Annotated in this window: 13 protein-coding genes and 1 pseudogene; 13 read left to right on the top strand and 1 reads right to left on the bottom strand. The window is 72.6% G+C overall.

Annotated features, from left to right (window positions below):
* Positions 1 to 55 precede the first annotated feature (55 nt).
* Positions 56 to 1402: a sugar ABC transporter substrate-binding protein gene (locus AB0P41_RS12790; RefSeq protein WP_356707065.1), complete on the top strand. Its 1347-nt coding sequence runs from the start codon at positions 56 to 58 to the stop codon at positions 1400 to 1402.
* Between the two features lie 89 nt (positions 1403 to 1491).
* Positions 1492 to 3570 (top strand): beta-galactosidase, encoded by a 2079-nt coding sequence (locus AB0P41_RS12795; RefSeq protein ID WP_356707064.1) that lies wholly within the window; start codon positions 1492 to 1494, stop codon positions 3568 to 3570.
* Between the two features lie 52 nt (positions 3571 to 3622).
* Here the strand turns inward: AB0P41_RS12795 and AB0P41_RS12800 are convergent, their stop codons facing one another.
* Positions 3623 to 6817, bottom strand: a complete 3195-nt coding sequence (locus tag AB0P41_RS12800) for an alpha-L-rhamnosidase (RefSeq protein ID WP_365931777.1) — start codon at positions 6815 to 6817, stop codon at positions 3623 to 3625.
* A 362-nt stretch (positions 6818 to 7179) separates the two neighbouring features.
* On the opposite strand from AB0P41_RS12800, the gene AB0P41_RS12805 reads away from it, so the two are divergent.
* The 11 genes and pseudogenes from AB0P41_RS12805 to AB0P41_RS12855 all read left to right on the top strand — a co-directional run bounded on the left by AB0P41_RS12805 (position 7180) and on the right by AB0P41_RS12855 (position 17156).
* Complete coding sequence (locus AB0P41_RS12805) at positions 7180 to 8361, top strand: S8 family serine peptidase (protein ID WP_365931779.1); 1182 nt, start codon at positions 7180 to 7182, stop codon at positions 8359 to 8361.
* 191 nt (positions 8362 to 8552) lie between these two features.
* A complete protein-coding gene (locus AB0P41_RS12810; RefSeq protein WP_356707061.1) occupies positions 8553 to 8870 on the top strand; it encodes a cupin in 318 nt (105 codons plus the stop codon).
* A gap of 108 nt (positions 8871 to 8978) precedes the next feature.
* The gene (locus AB0P41_RS12815; RefSeq protein ID WP_365931780.1) at positions 8979 to 9884 is read left to right on the top strand and encodes a YihY/virulence factor BrkB family protein; all 906 of its coding nucleotides are present in this window, start codon (positions 8979 to 8981) and stop codon (positions 9882 to 9884) included.
* A 49-nt stretch (positions 9885 to 9933) separates the two neighbouring features.
* Entirely contained in the window at positions 9934 to 10626 is a 693-nt protein-coding gene (locus AB0P41_RS12820; RefSeq protein ID WP_356707059.1) for a GNAT family N-acetyltransferase, read from the top strand.
* A 5-nt stretch (positions 10627 to 10631) separates the two neighbouring features.
* Positions 10632 to 11510, top strand: a complete 879-nt coding sequence (locus tag AB0P41_RS12825; RefSeq protein WP_365931782.1) for an ABC transporter substrate-binding protein — start codon at positions 10632 to 10634, stop codon at positions 11508 to 11510.
* 66 nt (positions 11511 to 11576) lie between these two features.
* Positions 11577 to 12311, top strand: coding sequence for a helix-turn-helix domain-containing protein (locus AB0P41_RS12830; RefSeq protein WP_365931784.1), 735 nt, complete (start codon positions 11577 to 11579; stop codon positions 12309 to 12311).
* A 35-nt stretch (positions 12312 to 12346) separates the two neighbouring features.
* Positions 12347 to 13675 (top strand): MFS transporter, encoded by a 1329-nt coding sequence (locus AB0P41_RS12835; RefSeq protein ID WP_356707056.1) that lies wholly within the window; start codon positions 12347 to 12349, stop codon positions 13673 to 13675.
* A 101-nt stretch (positions 13676 to 13776) separates the two neighbouring features.
* On the top strand, positions 13777 to 14040 hold the full coding sequence (locus AB0P41_RS12840; protein WP_356707055.1) for a type B 50S ribosomal protein L31: 264 nt from the start codon (positions 13777 to 13779) through the stop codon (positions 14038 to 14040).
* Positions 14041 to 14135: 95 nt separating this feature from the next.
* Positions 14136 to 15125: a carbohydrate kinase gene (locus AB0P41_RS12845; protein WP_365931785.1), complete on the top strand. Its 990-nt coding sequence runs from the start codon at positions 14136 to 14138 to the stop codon at positions 15123 to 15125.
* Positions 15126 to 15132: 7 nt separating this feature from the next.
* Positions 15133 to 16986: pseudogene (locus AB0P41_RS12850) on the top strand (acyl-CoA dehydrogenase); the annotation flags it as partial.
* Complete coding sequence (locus AB0P41_RS12855) at positions 16986 to 17156, top strand: hypothetical protein (RefSeq protein ID WP_356707053.1); 171 nt, start codon at positions 16986 to 16988, stop codon at positions 17154 to 17156. The pseudogene AB0P41_RS12850 and the gene AB0P41_RS12855, both read left to right, overlap by 1 nt.
* Positions 17157 to 17224: the final 68 nt, after the last annotated feature.

The raw sequence follows: 17224 nt of genomic DNA on the forward strand, positions 1-17224 counted from the left end.
GTGCGGACGTTCCACGGTTCGTGCACCACCCTCACCACAACGGAGTGAAGCAATTATGAGAACCATGACCAGACGCGCGATGCGTGGCGTCGGCCTGCTGTGCGCGGCCGCGCTGAGTCTGACCGCGTGCGGGTCCTCCGACGGCGATTCCGCCTCGTCGGACAAGACCGTATCGGGAGGTGATCTCCGGGCGGCCCTCAAGGAGGGCGGTTCCATCACGGTGTGGGCGTGGGAGCCGACGCTGAAGCAGGTGGTCAGCGACTTCCAGAAGGAGTACCCCAAGGTCAAGGTCAAGCTGGTCAACGCCGGTACGGGCAACGACCAGTACACCGCCCTGCAGAACGCCGTGCAGGCGGGCTCCGGCGTGCCGGACGTCGCGCAGGTCGAGTACTACGCCGTCGGACAGTTCGCCCTCGGTGATTCCCTCGAGGACCTGAGCCGCTACGGCGCCGGGGACTTCAAGGACGACTACTCGCCCGGACCGTGGAACTCCGTCGCCGTCGACGAGGCCGTGTACGCGCTGCCCATGGACTCCGGCCCGATGGCGCTCTTCTACAACAAGAAGGTGCTGGACAAGCACCAGATCGCCGTCCCCACCACCTGGGACGAGTACCTCGAGGCGGCCCGCGCCCTGCACGCCGCGGACCCCAAGGCCTACATAACCAACGACACCGGCGACGCCGGGTTCACGACCAGCATGATCTGGCAGGCCGGCGGGACCCCGTTCAAGAACCGCGACACCGACGTGACGGTCGACCTCGCCGCCGACAAGGGGGTCGTCGCCTACACCAAGGTCTGGCAGAAGCTCATCGACGAGAAGCTCCTGGCGCCCGTCACCAACTGGAGCGACGAGTGGTACAAGGGACTGGCGGACGGAACCATCGCCACCCTCTCCACCGGCGCCTGGATGCCCGCCAACTTCGTCTCCGGCGTCGAGTCGGCCTCGGGTGACTGGCGCGCTGCCGCCCTCCCGCAGTGGAAGAAGGGCGAGGAGGTCAGCTCCGAGAACGGCGGCAGCGCCCTCGCTGTGATGAAGGCCGGCAAGAACAAGGACCTGGCGTACGCGTTCAACGAGTACGCCAACCACTCCGAGGGCGTCCAGGCCCGCCTCAAGGGCGGCGCCTTCCCCGCCACCACGGCAGACCTGTCCTCGCCGTCGTTCCTCGACACCTCCTTCCCGTACTTCGGCGGCCAGAAGGCGAACGAGATCTTCGCCCGGTCCGCGAGCCAGGTGCCCGAGGACTGGTCCTACCTGCCTTTCCAGGTGTACGCGAACTCCGTCTTCAACGACTCCGTCGGCAAGGCGTACGTCTCCGACACCACACTGGCCGACGGTCTGAAGCAGTGGCAGAAGGCCGCCGTCACCTACGGCAACGACCAGGGCTTCAGCGTCAACAAGTGACCCCCGGCCGCTGAACCGGCACGGGGCGGTCGCCCTCCGACGGGCGGCCGCCCCGTGCCGTACCCGCACCCGTATCCGAAAGGATCCTCATGACCCCCGCCTCCGAGCGCCACTGGCTGCGCCCGCCCTCCGACGACCGCCCCGCGCGCTTCGCCTACGGGGCCGACTACAACCCGGAGCAGTGGCCGCGCGAGGTGTGGAAGGAAGACGTCCGGCTGATGCGCGAGGCCGGGGTCACCGTCGTCTCCGTCGCCATCTTCTCCTGGGCCCGTCTCCAGCCGGCCGAGGACCGGTGGGACTTCGCATGGCTGGACGAGGTGCTCGACCTGCTCCACAGCAACGGCATCGACGTGGACCTCGCCACCGCCACCGCCTCGCCGCCGCCCTGGCTCACCACCCTGCACCCGGAGATCCTGCCGGTCACCCGCACGGGGGAGACGCTCTCCCAGGGCGCGCGGCAGCACTGGCGGCCCACCTCGCCCGTCTTCCGCCGGTACGCCCTGCGGCTGGTGGAGGCCATGGCCACCCGTTACGCGGACCACCCCGCCGTGGTCGCCTGGCACATCTCCAACGAGCTCGGCTGCCACAACATCTACGACTACTCCGACGACGCCGCCCGGGCCTTCCGCGACTGGCTGCGCGCCCGGTACGTCACACTGGAGGAGCTCAACCGGGCCTGGGCCACCTCCTTCTGGTCGCAGCACTACGGGGACTGGGCACAGATCCAGCCGCCGCGACTGGCCGCCAGCCACACCAACCCGACCCAGCAGCTCGACTTCAAGCGCTTCTCGTCGGACGCGCTCAAGGACTACCTCCGGGCCGAACGCGAGATCCTGCGCCGCATCACTCCCGAGATCCCCGCAACCACCAACTTCATGGTGATGAGCGGCACCCAGGGCATGAACTACCCCGACTGGGCGGAGGAGATCGACTTCGTCTCCAACGACCACTACGCCCACCCCGGTCCGCAGCGCCTGGACGAGCTCTCCTTCTCCGCCGCCCTCACCCACTCCATCGCCGGGGGCAGGCCCTGGTTCCTGATGGAGCACTCGACGAGCGCGGTCAACTGGCAGCCCGTCAACGTCGCCAAGCGCCAGGGTGAACTCGCCCGCGACTCCCTGGTCCACGTCGCCCACGGGGCCGACGCCGTCTGCTTCTTCCAGTGGCGCCAGTCCGCCGCCGGCGCCGAGAAGCACCACTCCGCGATGGTGCCCCACGCCGGCCCCGACAGTGAGCTGTTCCGCTCGGTGACCGCCCTCGGCCGGACGCTGGAGTCCCTCACCCCGGTCACCGGCTCCGTACGGGAACCGGCTCGGGCCGCCCTGGTGTACGACTGGGAATCCTGGTGGGCCGTCGAACGCGACTCGCAGCCGTCCTCCCTGGTGCGCTACCGGCAGGAGGCCCTCGACTGGTACTCGGCCTTCCTGTCCCTGGGCGTCCGCGTGGACGTGGTCACGACCGGGGCCGACCTCACCGGGTACGACTTCGTCGCGGCCCCTCTCCTGCACGTCGTCCCCCTGGAGCTCGCCGGACGCCTGGAGTCCTATGTGCGCGGCGGCGGCCACCTCGCCACCACCTACTACTCGGGTGTCGTCGACGAGAACGACCACGTGCACCTCGGCGGATACCCGGGCGCGCTGCGCGACCTCCTGGGCATCCGCATCGAGGAGTTCGGCCCGCTGCGGGACGGCGAGGACGTGCGGCTCGACAACGGCCTGACCGGCACGTTGTGGACCGACCGGATCGACCTGACCGACCCCGAGGTCACGGTGCTCGCACGTTACGGGACCGGGGACCAGGCAGGGCGCCCCGCCCTCACCCGGCGCCGCCTGGCGGACGGCGGCTCCGCCGCCTACGTCTCCACCCGGCTGGGCCCCCACGGGCTGCCCGACGTGCTGGGGCCCCTGCTGTCCGGCGCCGGAGTGCTCAGCGAGCTTCCCTCCGACGTGCGAGGGGCGGTGGAGCTGACCGTGCGGACCGACGGTACCCACGCGTACTGGTTCCTCGTCAACCGAACGGACGATCCCGTCACCTTCGCCACGGTGACGGGAGAGATCCTCGCCGGGCCCTCCCCCGCCACCGGGGGCGGCCTGGTCCTCCCGTCACGGGGGGTCGTGGTGCTCCGCGTGGCGGCCGGGACCACACCGTTCCCCGGGGCGGCCGGCTGACCGAAAGTGCTCCGCGTGCCCTGTGGGACGGTCCCACAGGGCACGCGGACGCTCAGCCGGAGGCCGTGAACCGGTGGGTGCCCGACCCCACGGCGAAGACCGCGCACCCGTCGTCCAGCCGGAGGAAGTTTGCCGGGCCCCGGCCGGCACTGCGTGCGTCGCCGCCCGGTACCCACACCTCGGCCGTCGTGTTCGGCGGCAGTGCGACGCTGAGGGCGAAGCCGTCCGCGTCCTTCCTCCAGCGCGTGGCGACCGGCCCGTACCGTGAGTCGAACCGGGCCTCGGCCCGTGTCAGCCCACCACCCGGCCGCGGCCGCACCAGCACCTTCCGGAAGCCTGGGGCACCCGGGGCGATGCCCGCGATGTTCGCGTACATCCACTCACCGACCGAGCCGTACGCGTAGTGGTTGAAGGAGTTCATCCCGGCGTCCTGGAAGGAACCGTCCGGCCGGATCGAGTCCCAGCGCTCCCACATCGTGGTGGCGCCCCGGTCGATCTGGTAGCCCCAGCTCGGGAAGGTCCGCTGGAGCAGCAGCCGGTAGGCGACGTCCGTGTGGCCGGTGTCCGTGAGCACCGGCAGGAGCCGCGGGGTGCCGAGGAAGCCCGTCGACAGATGCCATCCCTTCCCCTCGATGAGCGCCACGAGACGGTCCGCCGCCGGTCCCCGGTCGCCCTCCGCCAGCAGATCCATGGACAGCGCCAGCACATAGGCCGTCTGCGTGTCGCCCTTCACCCGGCCGTCGGCGACGTACGCCGCGCGGAACGCGTCGCGCACCCGGCCGAAGAGCGTCCGGTACGGGACGGGGTCCTTCCCCAGCACCTCGGCCGTCCGTGCCACGAGATCGGCGCTGTGGGCGAAGTAGGCCGTGGCGATGACGTCCTTGGGCGTCTCGTCCTCGATGTTGAGCCAGTCGCCGAACCCGTCCGCCGGGCGCAGCAGCCCGGTGCTGTGCGCCTCCAGATACTCCAGCCAGTGGGTCATCGAGGCCCAGGACTCCTCCAGCACCCGTACGTCGCCGTATGCCTGGTACAGGGCCCACGGCACGGTCACCCCGGCGTCGCCCCAGCCCGCCGCGCCGTTGCCGACGCCCGGGAGGTCCGGGGCGACATGGGTGAAGGCGCCGTCCGAGGTCTGCGCGTCGCGCAGGTCGTGGAGCCACTTCGTGAGGAAGCGCGCCGACTCCATCGTGTAGGCGGCGGTGGGCGCGAACACGTTGATGTCACCGGTCCAGCCGAGCCGTTCGTCGCGGGCCGGGGTGTCCGTCGGGATGGACAGGAAGTTCCCGCGCTGCCCCCAGGTGATGTTGCGGTGGAGCTGGTCGAGCATGGGGACATCGGTGGTGAAGTCCATGGTGAACGGCGCCGAGGTGTGGATGACACGGCCCACGACCGCGTCGCGGCCCGGCGTGCCGGGATATCCCGTCACCTCGACGTAGCGGAAGCCGTGGAAGGTGAAGCGGGGCTCGTAGGTCTCCCGGCCCCCTCCCTTGAGCGTGTACGTGTCCGTGGCGCGGGCGGTGCGCAGATTGGCCGTGTAGATCGTGCCGTCCGGGTTCAGTACCTCGGCGTGCCGCAGCCGCACCGTGGTGCCGGCCGGTCCGGAGACCGTGAGGCGCGGGGTCCCCACCATGTTCTGTCCGAGGTCGAACACGAAGACACCGGGCTCCGGTTCCGTCACCTCACGGGCGGTCAGCTCACGTTCCACACGGCAGGCGCCGTCCACCTCGGCCACGAGTTCCGCCGCCACCCCGTCGACGCGGTCGGCCGCGAGCCATCCGGTGGCGTCGAAGCCGGCGCGTGTCCATCCGGCGGTCTCCAGCCGGGCGTCGTAGTCCTCGCCCGCCACCAGGTCCGCCCCGGTGACCGGCCCCGCCGCGGTGAGCCAGTCACTCCCCGACACCACGCGCTCGGTCGACCCGTCGGTGTAGGTGACCTCCAACTGCGCCAGCGCGGCGGGACGTTCACCGTACTGATGTGGTCCGAACCAGGCGATGTTCCCGGCGTACCACCCGGCCGCGAGGGTGATCCCGAGCGCGTTGCCGCCCCGCGCCAGCAGGCCGGTCACGTCGTACGTCTGGTACTGGACGCGCGTGCGGTAGTCCGTCCAGCCCGGGGCGAGGCGGTCCTCACCGACGCGCTGGCCGTTGAGGAACACCTCGTACAGGCCGAGGGCGGTCGAGTACAGCCTCGCCCGCGCGACGCGCTTGCGGCCGAGCCTGAACTCCCGGCGCAGCTGGGTGGCGGGGGAGTACGCCGGCTTCACCTCGCCCCAGGGGCCGGAGCCCCAGCGGGCGAGGGCCTTGGCGGCGGGCCAGGCGGTGTCGTCGTAGCCGGGGGAGTGCCAGTCTCCCGGCGGTTCCTCGTCGGTGGCCCGCCACTTCGCGTCGGTGACGGATGTGACCACGCCGTCGGCGGTGGTCAGTTCCAGCACTCCGAGCAGCCCGGCTGGCCCGCTCACCGCGTTCGTCGCCGACACGGCGATCACCTGGGTCCCGGGGGCGAGATGGTCCGACACATCGACGAGGACCGGACGCTTCCAGTTCTCGGCGGGTCCGTCGGCCTCCGTGTGCGCCACCTCCACGCCGTTCACGCGGGCGGTGAACCCGTCGTCGGCGCTCATGACCAGCCGGGCGCGGGTGACACCCTCCGGAACCTCCACCCGGCCGCGGAACCACCGTGTGGCGGCGGGTGCCTCGACGGCGGGATCCCCCTCCGGGAACCAGATCCACGAGGCGTCGTCCAGAGCGGGTGTGCCGGTCAGCGCCTCGGGTGCGGCGATCCACCCGGCGGTCCAGTCCGAGGCGTCCAGGAGCCCGGTCTCCCACCAGGACGGCTCGCTCCACACGGAGGCCCGGCCGTCCGCGTCCCAGATCCGCACGGACCAGAAGTAGCGCGTGCGGGACACCGGTTCGGGGCCCGCGTAGGGAACCAGCAGGGACTGTGCGGACTCGACCCTGCCGCTGTCCCAGACGTCGGGCTTGCCGAGGCGGTCGGGGGCGGTGGCCACGCGCACCTGGTAGGCGCTCTGGCTCTGGCCCGGGCGGTCCGACGTGACCGGCCAGCTCAGCCGTGGACGCGGAGTGTCCAGGCCCAGCGGATCGCGTACGTACTCCACGGTCGGCCCGGTGACACGGCTCCGGCCCGCCGCGGCCCCGGCGGGCCCCGACGCACCGGCGGGAGGTGCGGAGACCGCGGCGAGCGCGGCGGTGGCGGCGGTGGTGCTGAGCAGTCGTCTTCTGCTGATCACAACGCGGCTCCGTAACGATGCGGGGGTGAAGCGTGGGGGGTGAATCGTTTCAGTTCAGGTGAAGTTAAAGTTTTGACCGCTCACTGTCAAGAGTTCTTTCGTGATAATGCCATTTCTGGATTGGTGGTTGTATGCCTGCCGTCTGCGGCATTGACGCCCACCTTGGCCGGGTCTATCTTCACTCCCGGGAGGAGTTGAAACCTTTCATGAGATCGGCCGAATGGGCCTGCCCCGGCGCCGATCGTTGCGCTGTCCGGCTGACGCGGCTCAGGGTCGCCGGAGATGTGGACGAAAGGTCAGGTGTTCGCACCTCGCGGACCTGACAGGTCCGCGATCCGCTCCTCCACCTCAAGGGAGAACGCATGCGCCTGCGCGCCCGCTGGGCACCAGCCGCTCTACTGCTGATCGCGCCTCTGATCGGCACCACCACGGCCACGGCAGACACCGGCGAGACCCTCGTGCCGGTGCAGAAGTCGGCCCGGGCCGTACCCGGTCAGTACATCGTCACCGTCTCACCCGAGCAGAAGCCGGCCGCCATGGCCGAGCAGATCGGGGTCAGCACCCTCTTCACGTACAGCAAGGTCCTGCACGGGTTCGCTGCCTCGCTGACGCCCGCGCAGCTCGAGAAGGTGCGTGGCGCGACGGGCGTCCAGGCGGTCGAGGAGAACAGCGAGGCCTCCGTCTCGCCGCCCGCCGCCGAGGCGGCCGGGAAGCGCGCCGTGGCCGGGAGCTGGGGCCAGGACCGCGTCGACCAGCGGAACCTGCCGCTGGACGGTACGTACGACGTGGACGGCACGGGCCAGGGTGTGACCGCGTACATCCTCGACACCGGCATCGAAGCCGCCCACAGCGAGTTCGGCGGCCGGGTGGGCGCCGGGTACGACGCGATCGGTGACGGGCGCAACGGTGAGGACTGCAACGGCCACGGCACGCACGTGGCCGGGACCGTGGCCGGTACGACGTACGGAGTCGCGCCCGCGGCCTCCCTCGTGCCGGTGCGGGTGCTCAACTGCGAAGGCTCGGGCACCTGGGCCGGGATCATCGCCGGCCTCGACTGGATCGCTCAGAACGCCGAGCAGCCGGCCGTCGTCAACGCCTCCCTCGGCGGACCCGCGTCGTCGGCCGTCGACGACGCGTTCGACGCGCTCGCGGCGCAGGGCACCCTGCCGGTCGTCGCGGCGGGCAACGAGAACCAGGACGCCTGTGACGTCTCCCCGGCGCGCGCCGACGGCGTGCTCACCGTGGGGGCGAGCGACGACCAGGACAGGCAGGCGACGTTCAGCAACTGGGGTACCTGTGTGCGGCTTTACGCCCCGGGCGTGGACATCGTGTCCGCGAAGCTCGGCGGCGGCTCCACCACCCTGAGCGGCACGTCCATGGCCAGTCCGCACGCCGCCGGTGCCGCCGCCCTCTACAAGGAGCAGCACCCCGACGCGGCGCCGCAGGAGGTCTCCGACCGGCTCGCCGCCGATGCGACCCCCGACGTCCTGACGGGCCTCGGTGCCGGCTCGCCCGACCGGCTCCTGTACGTCGGCGGTCTCTGACCGCCGGCCGGCTCCACCGGAGCGGGGTCCGCGTCCTGCGGGCCCCGCTCCCGGCGGTCAGGCGGATCTCGTACCGCTTGCCGGAGCAGTCGCACCCCGTCCGGCTTCCTCGGCCGCCCGGCACGTGCCCCGTACGGCCGCCGGCCACGGACGCGATAGCGGGGGAGCGGGGGCTGCGGCACAGTGGTCGTATGGATGACCTCAACGCTCTCGCCGACGAGCACCTCGCCGCGGCCCGCGCCGACGCGCACGGGCGCAGCGCTCATCTCCTGCTGCGCCAGGCGCCCCTGCGGCAGACGGTGATCGCGCTCACCGAGGGGTCCGCCCTCGACGAGCACAACGCGCCGCCCGCCGCGTCACTCCAGGTGCTGCGCGGCACGGTCCGGCTCACCGCGGGATCGGGTGACGTGGACCTCGCGGCCGGCCGGCTGCACCCCATCCCCCAGGAGCGGCACGGGCTGCTGGCCCTGGAGGACGCGGTGGTGCTGCTCACCGCCGTCAACGACTGAGCCCGCCCGGAGTACATCCGCGGGACCGAGGCATGAGAGAAAGGGAGCGGCCGGGCCGCCGTGAGGCGTCCCGGCCATCCGCCCTTCCCACGTCCCCGGAGTGACCGCGTGCCCAGCAGGACCGAAGGCCCAGTCGCGGAACGAACCGCACCCCCGGCAGGGCGCCCCGCGCGCAGGCACTGGCGCACCGCTCTGCGCCGGACCCCCGTGTCCCTGTGGAACGACGACCTCTCCGACTGGGCGGCCGCCCTCACCTACTACGCCATCCTGGCACTGCTCCCGGCCCTCCTCGTCACCGTCTCCGTCATCGGCCTGGCCAACCCCGGTGCCACCGACGCCCTGATCGCCGACATCACGGCCTTCGCACCGGCCGAGTCAGGGGCGGCGCTGCGGCGGCCCCTGGAGGCGGCCACCCGGGAACGCACCGCCGTCTGGCTGCTCGTCGCCACCGGCGGTGTGAGCGCCGTGTGGTCCGCGTCCAGCTATCTGGCGGTCTTCCGCAGGGCGATGCACGCCATGCACCGGGTGAAGGACACCAGGCCGCCCCTGCGCCAGGCGCACATCATCGTGGTCTCGGCGATAGGGCTGCTCGTCCTGCTGATGGCCAGCGCCTTCGCCCTCGTACTCACCGGCCCTCTGGCGCGCTGGCTCGGCCGCCGGGCGGGCCTGGCGCAGGCGGGCGAGACGCTGTGGGAGGGGCTGAAGTGGCCCGTCCTGCTCTGTCTGGTCGCCTGCCTCATCCTGGTCCTCTTCAGTACGGGACCGCGCTCCGCCCGCAATGTGCGGCTGGCGCTGCCCGGCGGGGTGCTCGCGGCGTTCCTCTGGCTGATCGCCTCCGCCGGATTCGCGCTGTACGCGACCCACATCGGCAGCTACAGCCGGCTGTACGGCTCACTGGCCGGGCTGGTGGTCTTCCTGATCTGGATCTGGTTCACCAACCTCGCGCTCCTGACCGGCGCCCAGTTCAACGTCGAACTCGCCCGCGCGGACGGCCAGGAGGGCGAGGCGCCCTGATGCGCCTCCGGGCCTTGTGGGAGCGCTCCCAGGGGTAAAGGATGGGGCGATGACACCGACCGCGTACGTACGCCCCTACCGCCCCGCCGACCGGGAGGCCCTCGCGGACATCTGCGTCCGCACGGCCGACAACGGCGGGGACAGTACACACCTCCATCCGGACCCGGGGCTGATGCCCGCGTTGTTCGCCGAGCCCTACGCCCACCTGGAACCGGAGCTGGTCTTCGTCCTGGACGACGGCTCCGGGCACGCGGTCGGATACGTCCTGGGGACCGCGGACACGCGGCGGTTCGCCGTTGCCTTCCGGGAGGTGTGGCTCCCTCGGGTGACGGACCGCTTCCCCGAGCCGGAGGGTGAACCCGGGACGCTCACCGAGGAGATGACGGCGCTCCTGTACCGCCCGGAGCGCATGATCCTCCCGGAGCTGGACGAGCACCCCGCGCACCTGCACATCGACCTGCTGCCGCCGTGGCAGCGCAAGGGGTACGGCAGGGAGCTGATGGGCGCCTTCCTGGGTGCGCTGCACCAGCAGGGGGTCGGGGCCGTCCATCTGTCCATGGTGACGGCGAACGCCCCGGCCAGGGCGTTCTACGACCGGCTCGGGTTCCGGGTGATCGACGTACCCGACCCCGGACCGCTCACCTATCTGGGGCGCACCACGGCGGGTGTGGAGCCGACGGGCTGGGCAGGTAGTGGGTGGCGAGCCCGGGAGAGGGCCCGGGCCGCCGGTTCGGAAGGGTGAGTCGTATGACGCAGGAGAGCGCGTGGAGTTTCGCGGACGACCGGGGCCGGCTGGTGGTGGCGGACCGACGGCCGTCCCGGGTGCTCGCGTACGTACAGGCGGGAGCGACGCTGTGGGACCTCGGGATACGCCCGGAGGGGATCTTCGGCTCCGGGCACGACGGGGCGGAGCCCGACAGGGCGAAGACCGGCACGCTCCCGCTGGACTCCGTGGACTACCGCGGCGCGGGTGACGACCTGGACGTGGACACGCTGTTACGCGGCAGGCCCGACCTGGTCGTCGCCGTCAGCTACGGCCACGGCCAGCTCTACGGACTGGAGGCCGACACCGCCAAGCACCTGGAGGAGCGCGTCCCGGTCGTCGTCATCGACGTGGGCCAGGCGCGCACCCTCGACCGGGTCGCCGAGCGGTTCGCCGAGCTCGCGCGCTCGCTCGGCGGTGCCTCGGGCCCGGCCGCCGACGACGAACTGCACGCGGCCCGCGAGCGGCTCCGCGCGGCCGTCCGCAACCCTGCCGGCCCCAGGGTGGTGGCCCTCTCGCCCGCGGGCCAGGAGCAGGCGCATGTCGCCCGCCCCCAGATGTGGCCCGAACTGCGGGTGCTGGCGGAGCTCGGGGTCGGCCTGGTGTCCCCGCCCGACGGTGACGGGGTCAACTGGGCCACCGTCGACTGGGCGCAGGCCGCGGCCCTGGAACCCGGCATCGTCCTGACGGACATCCGGTCCAACGCGGTCCCGCTCGACGAGATCACCGCTCCCGCCTGGGAAGCCGCCGGGCGGGGCGCGCGGACCGTGCCGTGGAACCCCGAACCGCTGTGCAGTCCCCAGGCGCACGCGCGCTTCCTGGAGCTCGTCGCGGACGCGGTGGAGCAGGCGGCAGAAGGCTGAGGAGTTTCCCGAAAATATTCTGCAAAAACTATTTGGCAAAACCCGGCCGCGCCCTAGGCTGCCTCCATGGACAGCGACGCGACGCACCGTGTGCTCGACCCCGAGCGGGACGCGGCGGCCCTGAAGGCCCTCACCCACCCCCTGCGGCTGAGGCTGCTGGGCCTTCTGCGGCAGCACGGTCCCGCCACCGCGAGCGAGCTGGCGGTGCGGACGGGGGAGACGTCCGCCTCGACCAGCTACCACCTGCGGGTGCTCGCCAAGTACGCCTTCGTCGCGGAGGCGGAGCACCGCGACGGACGTGAGCGCCGCTGGCGGGCCGTGCACTCCGTCACCTCGGCGGACAACGTGGCCATGCTGGCGACGCCCGCGGGCCGGGCGATGCTGGTGCTGGGCAGGCGCCGACAGGTCGAGCACCTGCAGCAGTCCATGGAGCAGCACGAGGCGGACATCGACGCGGGCCGTCTCGGCGAGGAATGGCACGACCCCTCGGGGATCGACGACCTGATGCCGCGGCTGACGCCGGAGTCCCTCCGCGAACTCCGCGACACGATGGCGGAGAAGCTCGCGGAGCTGACCGCACGCGACGAGCACGACTCCCGTGCCCGGCAGGTCGTGCTGCTCACCGCCGGACTCCCGCTGGCACCGGCCGGACCCGACGCCGGGCCTTCCGCCGAGGACGCCCGTGACGCCGCGCCTACCGCCGAGGACGCCCGTGACGCCGGGCCTTCCGCCGAGGATGCCCGTGACGCCGGGCCTTCCGCCGAGACCGAGGCCGAGCCCGAGTCCGGCAGAGCCCGGTGACCCCGGCGCCCGAGGGTGGGAAGCCCCGGACCGCGGTGCCCGGAGGCGCGGCCGCCGGACCCGACGAGCGCACCGCGCGCCGCAGGTTCGTCGCCGTGTCCTTCCTCTTCTGGCTCCCCGCAGGCCTCGTCATGGCGCCGATGGTGCTGCTCTTCACCGAGCGCGGCCTGGCCCTCACCGCCGTCGCCGCCGCATTCGCCGCACACTCCTTGACCGCCGCCGCTCTGGAGCTCCCCACAGGCGGCCTCTCCGACGTCATCGGCCGCCGCGCCGTCCTGGCCTCCGCCGGTCTGCTCAACGCATGCGCCCTCACGCTCATGGGCCTCGGCACCTCCCCCTGGGTGCTCGCCCTCGGCATGGCTCTCATGGGTGCGGGCCGCGCCCTGTCCAGCGGACCCGCCGAGGCCTGGTACGTCGACACCGTGCACGCCCACGCGGGCCCCGACGCCGAGATCCGTACGGGGCTGGCGCGCGGCAGTGCCGCCTCGTCCGGCGCCATCGCCCTCGGCGTCGTTCTCGGAGGGGCGCTGCCGTGGCTGCTCGGCCTCGGTCCGGACCCAGGGGCCCGGCTGCGGACGCTCACCTCGGATCTGGTCCTTCCGCTCTCCGTGCCCGTGCTCCTCGGTGCGGTCGTCTGCATCGCCTTCGTCCTCTACGTCCTGACCGCCCTCACGGAGCCGCCCCGCCCCGTGGCCACCCTGCGCGGCGTCCTGCGGGGCGTGCCCGGTGCCATCGCCGCGGGGCTGCGGCTCGGTGCCGGGGACGCGCTGATCCGTCGCATCCTGATGACCACGGGCGCCGCAGGTACAGCTCTCGCCGCTCTCGAACTGCTCACCCCCGGCCGCGCCGCCGCGCTCACCGGGACCGCGGAGTCCGGTGCGGTCCTCTTCGCCGGCCTGGCCGCCGCCGGATTCGCGTGCTCGGCGCTCGGAAGCCAGCTGGCGCCGTTCGTCGCCCGGCTCGCGGGAGACGCGGAACGCGCGGTCCTGGCGAGCCTCGGGGTGAGCGTGGCCGGTCTGCTGGCGCTCGGCGCCACCGTGTCCGCCACCGGGGCGCCCGCGCTGACCCTGGCCGTCGCCGGATACGGACTGGTCTATCTGGGCCTGGGCGCCGCAGGGCCTACCGAGAACGACCTCCTGCACCGCCGCGTCGACGCCTCCGGCCGGGCGACGGCCCTCTCCGTGCAGTCGCTGGCCCAGCAACTCGTGGGGGCGGCCGCCGGCCTGGTCATCGGCGTGCTGCCCGCAGGGCCGCTGCCCTGGCTGCTCGGCGCCGTCGTGCTGCTGGCCGGAGCGCTCCTGTGGACCCGGCGCACCGCCTCCGTCCCGAAGGCGGCCCCCGCCCCCGAGTGGGACGGGGGCTGATCCGCTGCTCCGTACGGACGTCCCGGATCGCGCCCGCCCCCGCCGTTCGGGACGCTGGCCCGAAGCCGGGACGCGAGATCCCCGTACCTCCAGGAGCAGAGATGCAGCAGGACAAGCACCCGTCGTACCGTCCCGTGGTCTTCCGTGACCGTTCCGCCGGGTACGCCTTTCTGACCCGGTCCACCGCGTCGAGCGAGCAGACGATCGACTGGGACGACGGCAACACCTATCCGGTCATCGACGTGGAGATCTCCGCCGAGAGCCACCCGTTCTTCACCGGCAAGGCGAGGGTGGTCGACACCGAGGGCCAGGTCGCCAAGTTCGAACGGCGCTACGGCGACGAAGGGCGCGGCGGCGCCTCCTGAGCCCCGGGTCACCACGGCTCCCCGCATCCGGGGAGAATCGGCGGCAGTGCGTCCCCTCACCACGACCGCCCGCGCTCTCCAGGAGACCTGCCCCCATGCCCGACAGCCCCGACCTGCTGGTCATCGGCGAATGCGTCGCCGACATCGTCCGGCTGCCGGGCGCGCCGGACCGGACCCACCCCCGCGGCAGCCCCGCGAACGTCGCGTACGGTCTGGCCGGACTGGGCAGGAGCACCACCCTGATCACCCAGCTGGGTCCGGACCCCGACGGGCGGCTGATCGCGGAGCACCTGGCTTCGGCCGGGGTACGGGTCCTCGACGACGGCAGCGGCGCGCCCACCCCCACCGCCACGGTGGACCTCGACGAGGCGGGCCGGGCCACGTACACCTTCGAGATCGGCTGGACGCTGGGCACGGTCGCGTGGTCCGGGGAGCCGCCCCGGCACGTCCACACCGGGTCCCTCGCCACCGCCCTGGACCCAGGAGCGGACACGGTCCTGGATCTCGTCGAGTCGCTCCGCCCGGCGGCCACCGTCAGTTACGACCCCAACGTCCGGCCCGCCCTGATGGGGGACCACGCCCGTGCCGTACGCCGCGCCGAACGCTGGGCCGCGCTCAGCGACATCGTCAAGGCCAGCGACGAGGACCTGCGATGGCTGTACCCCGACGACACGTCGGAGACGGCCGCCGAGCGGTGGCTGCGCTCCGGTCCCGCGGTCGTCCTGGTCACCCGGGGCGCCGGAGGGGCGACGGCCTTCCTGCCGGGCGGGACCGTAGGCGCCGACGCGCCGCCCGTCAGGGTCGTGGACACGGTGGGCGCGGGCGACGCCTTCATGTCCGCCGCACTGCACGCCCTGGCCTCGTACGGACTGCTCGGAGGACGGGCCCGCGCACGGCTGCGCTCGCTGGACGCCACCGTCCTGGGCGACGTGCTGCGCCACGCCGTGGCGTCGGCCGCCGTGACCGTCGGACGGGCGGGTGCCCTGCCTCCCGACGAGGAGGAGCTGGCGGCGGCCCTGACCGGCGTGCCGGTCCGGGAGCGGCAGACCCTCCAGGGGTGTCCTCGCCCGCACCACGATCGTTGATTTCGTTATGACCGTGACCCTTACCGACACCGCCCCACCGTCCACCACCGAACTGCTGACCGGCGTCGTCCTCGGCCCGGACTTCCGCCGTGAGCACGGGTTCTGGCAGCGGCTGATCAGCACAGAACCGTTCCGCCGCCCCGCCGGCGGAACGCCCGAAGAGCGACTGGACCTCGCCTACGACCGGTTGCGGATCCTCAACCTCTCCCTGGACAGCGGCGCACGCCTCGCCGCCGACCCCCGAGCGCTGGCCGCTCTGCACGCCTGGCTCGGCCCGGTGGACCCCGCGCTCACCACCGTGGCGGGTATCCACTACAACCTCTTCCTCGGCAGCCTCCTCGACCACGACTGCGTCGGCCGCCGCGATCTGTCGGACTACCTGTCGATGCGGCGCATCGGCACCTTCCTCTGCACGGAGGTCGCACACGGCAACAACGCGGCGGCCATGGAGACCACCGCCACCTACGACCGTGAACGGGACGGCTTCGTCCTGCACACCCCGAACCCGGGCGCCCAGAAGTTCATGCCCAACACCAGCCCGGCGGGCGGAGCCAAGTCCGGCCTGGTCGCCGCCCGCCTGGTGGCCGACGGCTCCGACCACGGGGTACGCCTCTTCCTGGTGCCGCTCACCGACGACGCGCAGGCGCTGCCCGGTGTCCGGGTGCGGCGGCTGCCGGCCCGGATGGGCAGCCCGGTGGACCACTGTCTGACCTCCTTCGACCGGCTCTTCGTGGCACGGGACGCCCTGCTGGGACCAGCCGAGGAGGCCGACGCGCCAGGGGAGTTCAGGACGGGGCCGGGGGACAGGCGGCGTCGCTTCCTCACCTCGATCGGGCGGGTCACCCCCGGCCGCATCTCCATGAGCGCCTGCGCCGCGGGTTCGGCCCGCGCGACCCTGGCGGTCGCCGTACGCTACGGCGGGCACCGGATGATCTCCGGCTCCCGGGGCGCCCCACCGGTGCCGGTGAACGCCCACCGGACGCACCACGGACCGCTCGCCTCGGCCATGGCCATGGTCTTCGCCATGAGCCTGCTGTACCGCAGGGCACAGGAGCGCTGGGAAACCTGTACGGACGAGGACGCCCGGACGGACGCGGTGAGACTGGTCGACGTCGCCAAGGCGTGGATCACCTGGCGGGCCCGCGACGTCATCGTCGAGAGCCGTGAACGCTGCGGTGCCCAGGCGCTGCTGGAGAACAACGGCATGACCGAACTCGTCACGGGCGTGGAGGGCGCCATCACCGCGGAGGGCGACAACATCGCCCTGTACGCCAAGGCCGCGGCCGACATGCTCTTCGCCGCGGAGCCCGGCGGTGGTGATGACGACGCCCCGGACCGGGCTCCGCGCCCCGGGGACCTCGCCGACCCGCACTTCCTGGGCCGGCTCCTCGCCTCGGTCCAGGACATCTGGTTCGCCCGCGCCAGGGCCCGTGCGCTGCGGGCACCCGACGCAGACACCCTCGGCCGGTGGAACGCGGCCTCGGGCCCCGCCCTGCGCGGCGTCGAGGCCTATGCGTACCGGCAGGCCGCCGACGCCTACGCCGAGGCCCGCGCGGCACTGCCCGAGGGGGCGGCCAGGGACCGGCTCGGCGAGCTGGAGCGGCTGTTCGCCCTCGAATGGGTCTCCCGCAACAGCGGCGACCTGCTGGCCGCCGGTCTCCTGAGCGCCGCTCAGGTGGACGCCCTGCCCGAGGCCGTCGAGGAGCTCGTCACAGCCGTCGCCGCGCACGCCCCTGAGCTGGCCGAGTCCTTCGCCCTGCCCGAGGAACTGCTCGCCGACTGGCCGATCGCCGGACCCGGCTACGCGGACGCGTACGACGACCCCGAGGGCCCCTGGAACACCGGCCGGGCGGACGCCCGATGAGCGCCGGAGGCAAGGGACAGGCCGTCTGCTGCCGCCTGGGCGAGCACCTGGAGATCCTGGGTCTGCGCGCCGTCCTGCTCGCCTACTGGGGCACGACGTCCGTGCTCGCCCGCCGCGGCGGGAAGCCGCAGCCCGAAGGCGGCGAATCGGTTCACCCCAAGCGCTGACCCGCCCGACGGCCGGCCGGTACGGAGAGGGAGAGGCCCCTCGCCGTACCGGCGACGGCCCCCGAGGC

This window comes from Streptomyces sp. NPDC079167 (genome assembly GCF_040686735.1).
Taxonomy (GTDB): domain Bacteria; phylum Actinomycetota; class Actinomycetes; order Streptomycetales; family Streptomycetaceae; genus Streptomyces.

Excerpts from the sequence above, each read along its gene's own strand:
- AB0P41_RS12790 (WP_356707065.1), top strand. The coding sequence starts at position 56 with ATGAGAACCATGACCAGACGCGCGATGCGTGGCGTCGGCCTGCTGTGC.
- AB0P41_RS12795 (WP_356707064.1), top strand. The coding sequence starts at position 1,492 with ATGACCCCCGCCTCCGAGCGCCACTGGCTGCGCCCGCCCTCCGACGAC.
- AB0P41_RS12805 (WP_365931779.1), top strand. The coding sequence starts at position 7,180 with ATGCGCCTGCGCGCCCGCTGGGCACCAGCCGCTCTACTGCTGATCGCG.
- AB0P41_RS12810 (WP_356707061.1), top strand. The coding sequence starts at position 8,553 with ATGGATGACCTCAACGCTCTCGCCGACGAGCACCTCGCCGCGGCCCGC.
- AB0P41_RS12820 (WP_356707059.1), top strand. The coding sequence starts at position 9,934 with ATGACACCGACCGCGTACGTACGCCCCTACCGCCCCGCCGACCGGGAG.
- AB0P41_RS12825 (WP_365931782.1), top strand. The coding sequence starts at position 10,632 with ATGACGCAGGAGAGCGCGTGGAGTTTCGCGGACGACCGGGGCCGGCTG.
- AB0P41_RS12830 (WP_365931784.1), top strand. The coding sequence starts at position 11,577 with ATGGACAGCGACGCGACGCACCGTGTGCTCGACCCCGAGCGGGACGCG.
- AB0P41_RS12840 (WP_356707055.1), top strand. The coding sequence starts at position 13,777 with ATGCAGCAGGACAAGCACCCGTCGTACCGTCCCGTGGTCTTCCGTGAC.
- AB0P41_RS12845 (WP_365931785.1), top strand. The coding sequence starts at position 14,136 with ATGCCCGACAGCCCCGACCTGCTGGTCATCGGCGAATGCGTCGCCGAC.
- AB0P41_RS12855 (WP_356707053.1), top strand. The coding sequence starts at position 16,986 with ATGAGCGCCGGAGGCAAGGGACAGGCCGTCTGCTGCCGCCTGGGCGAG.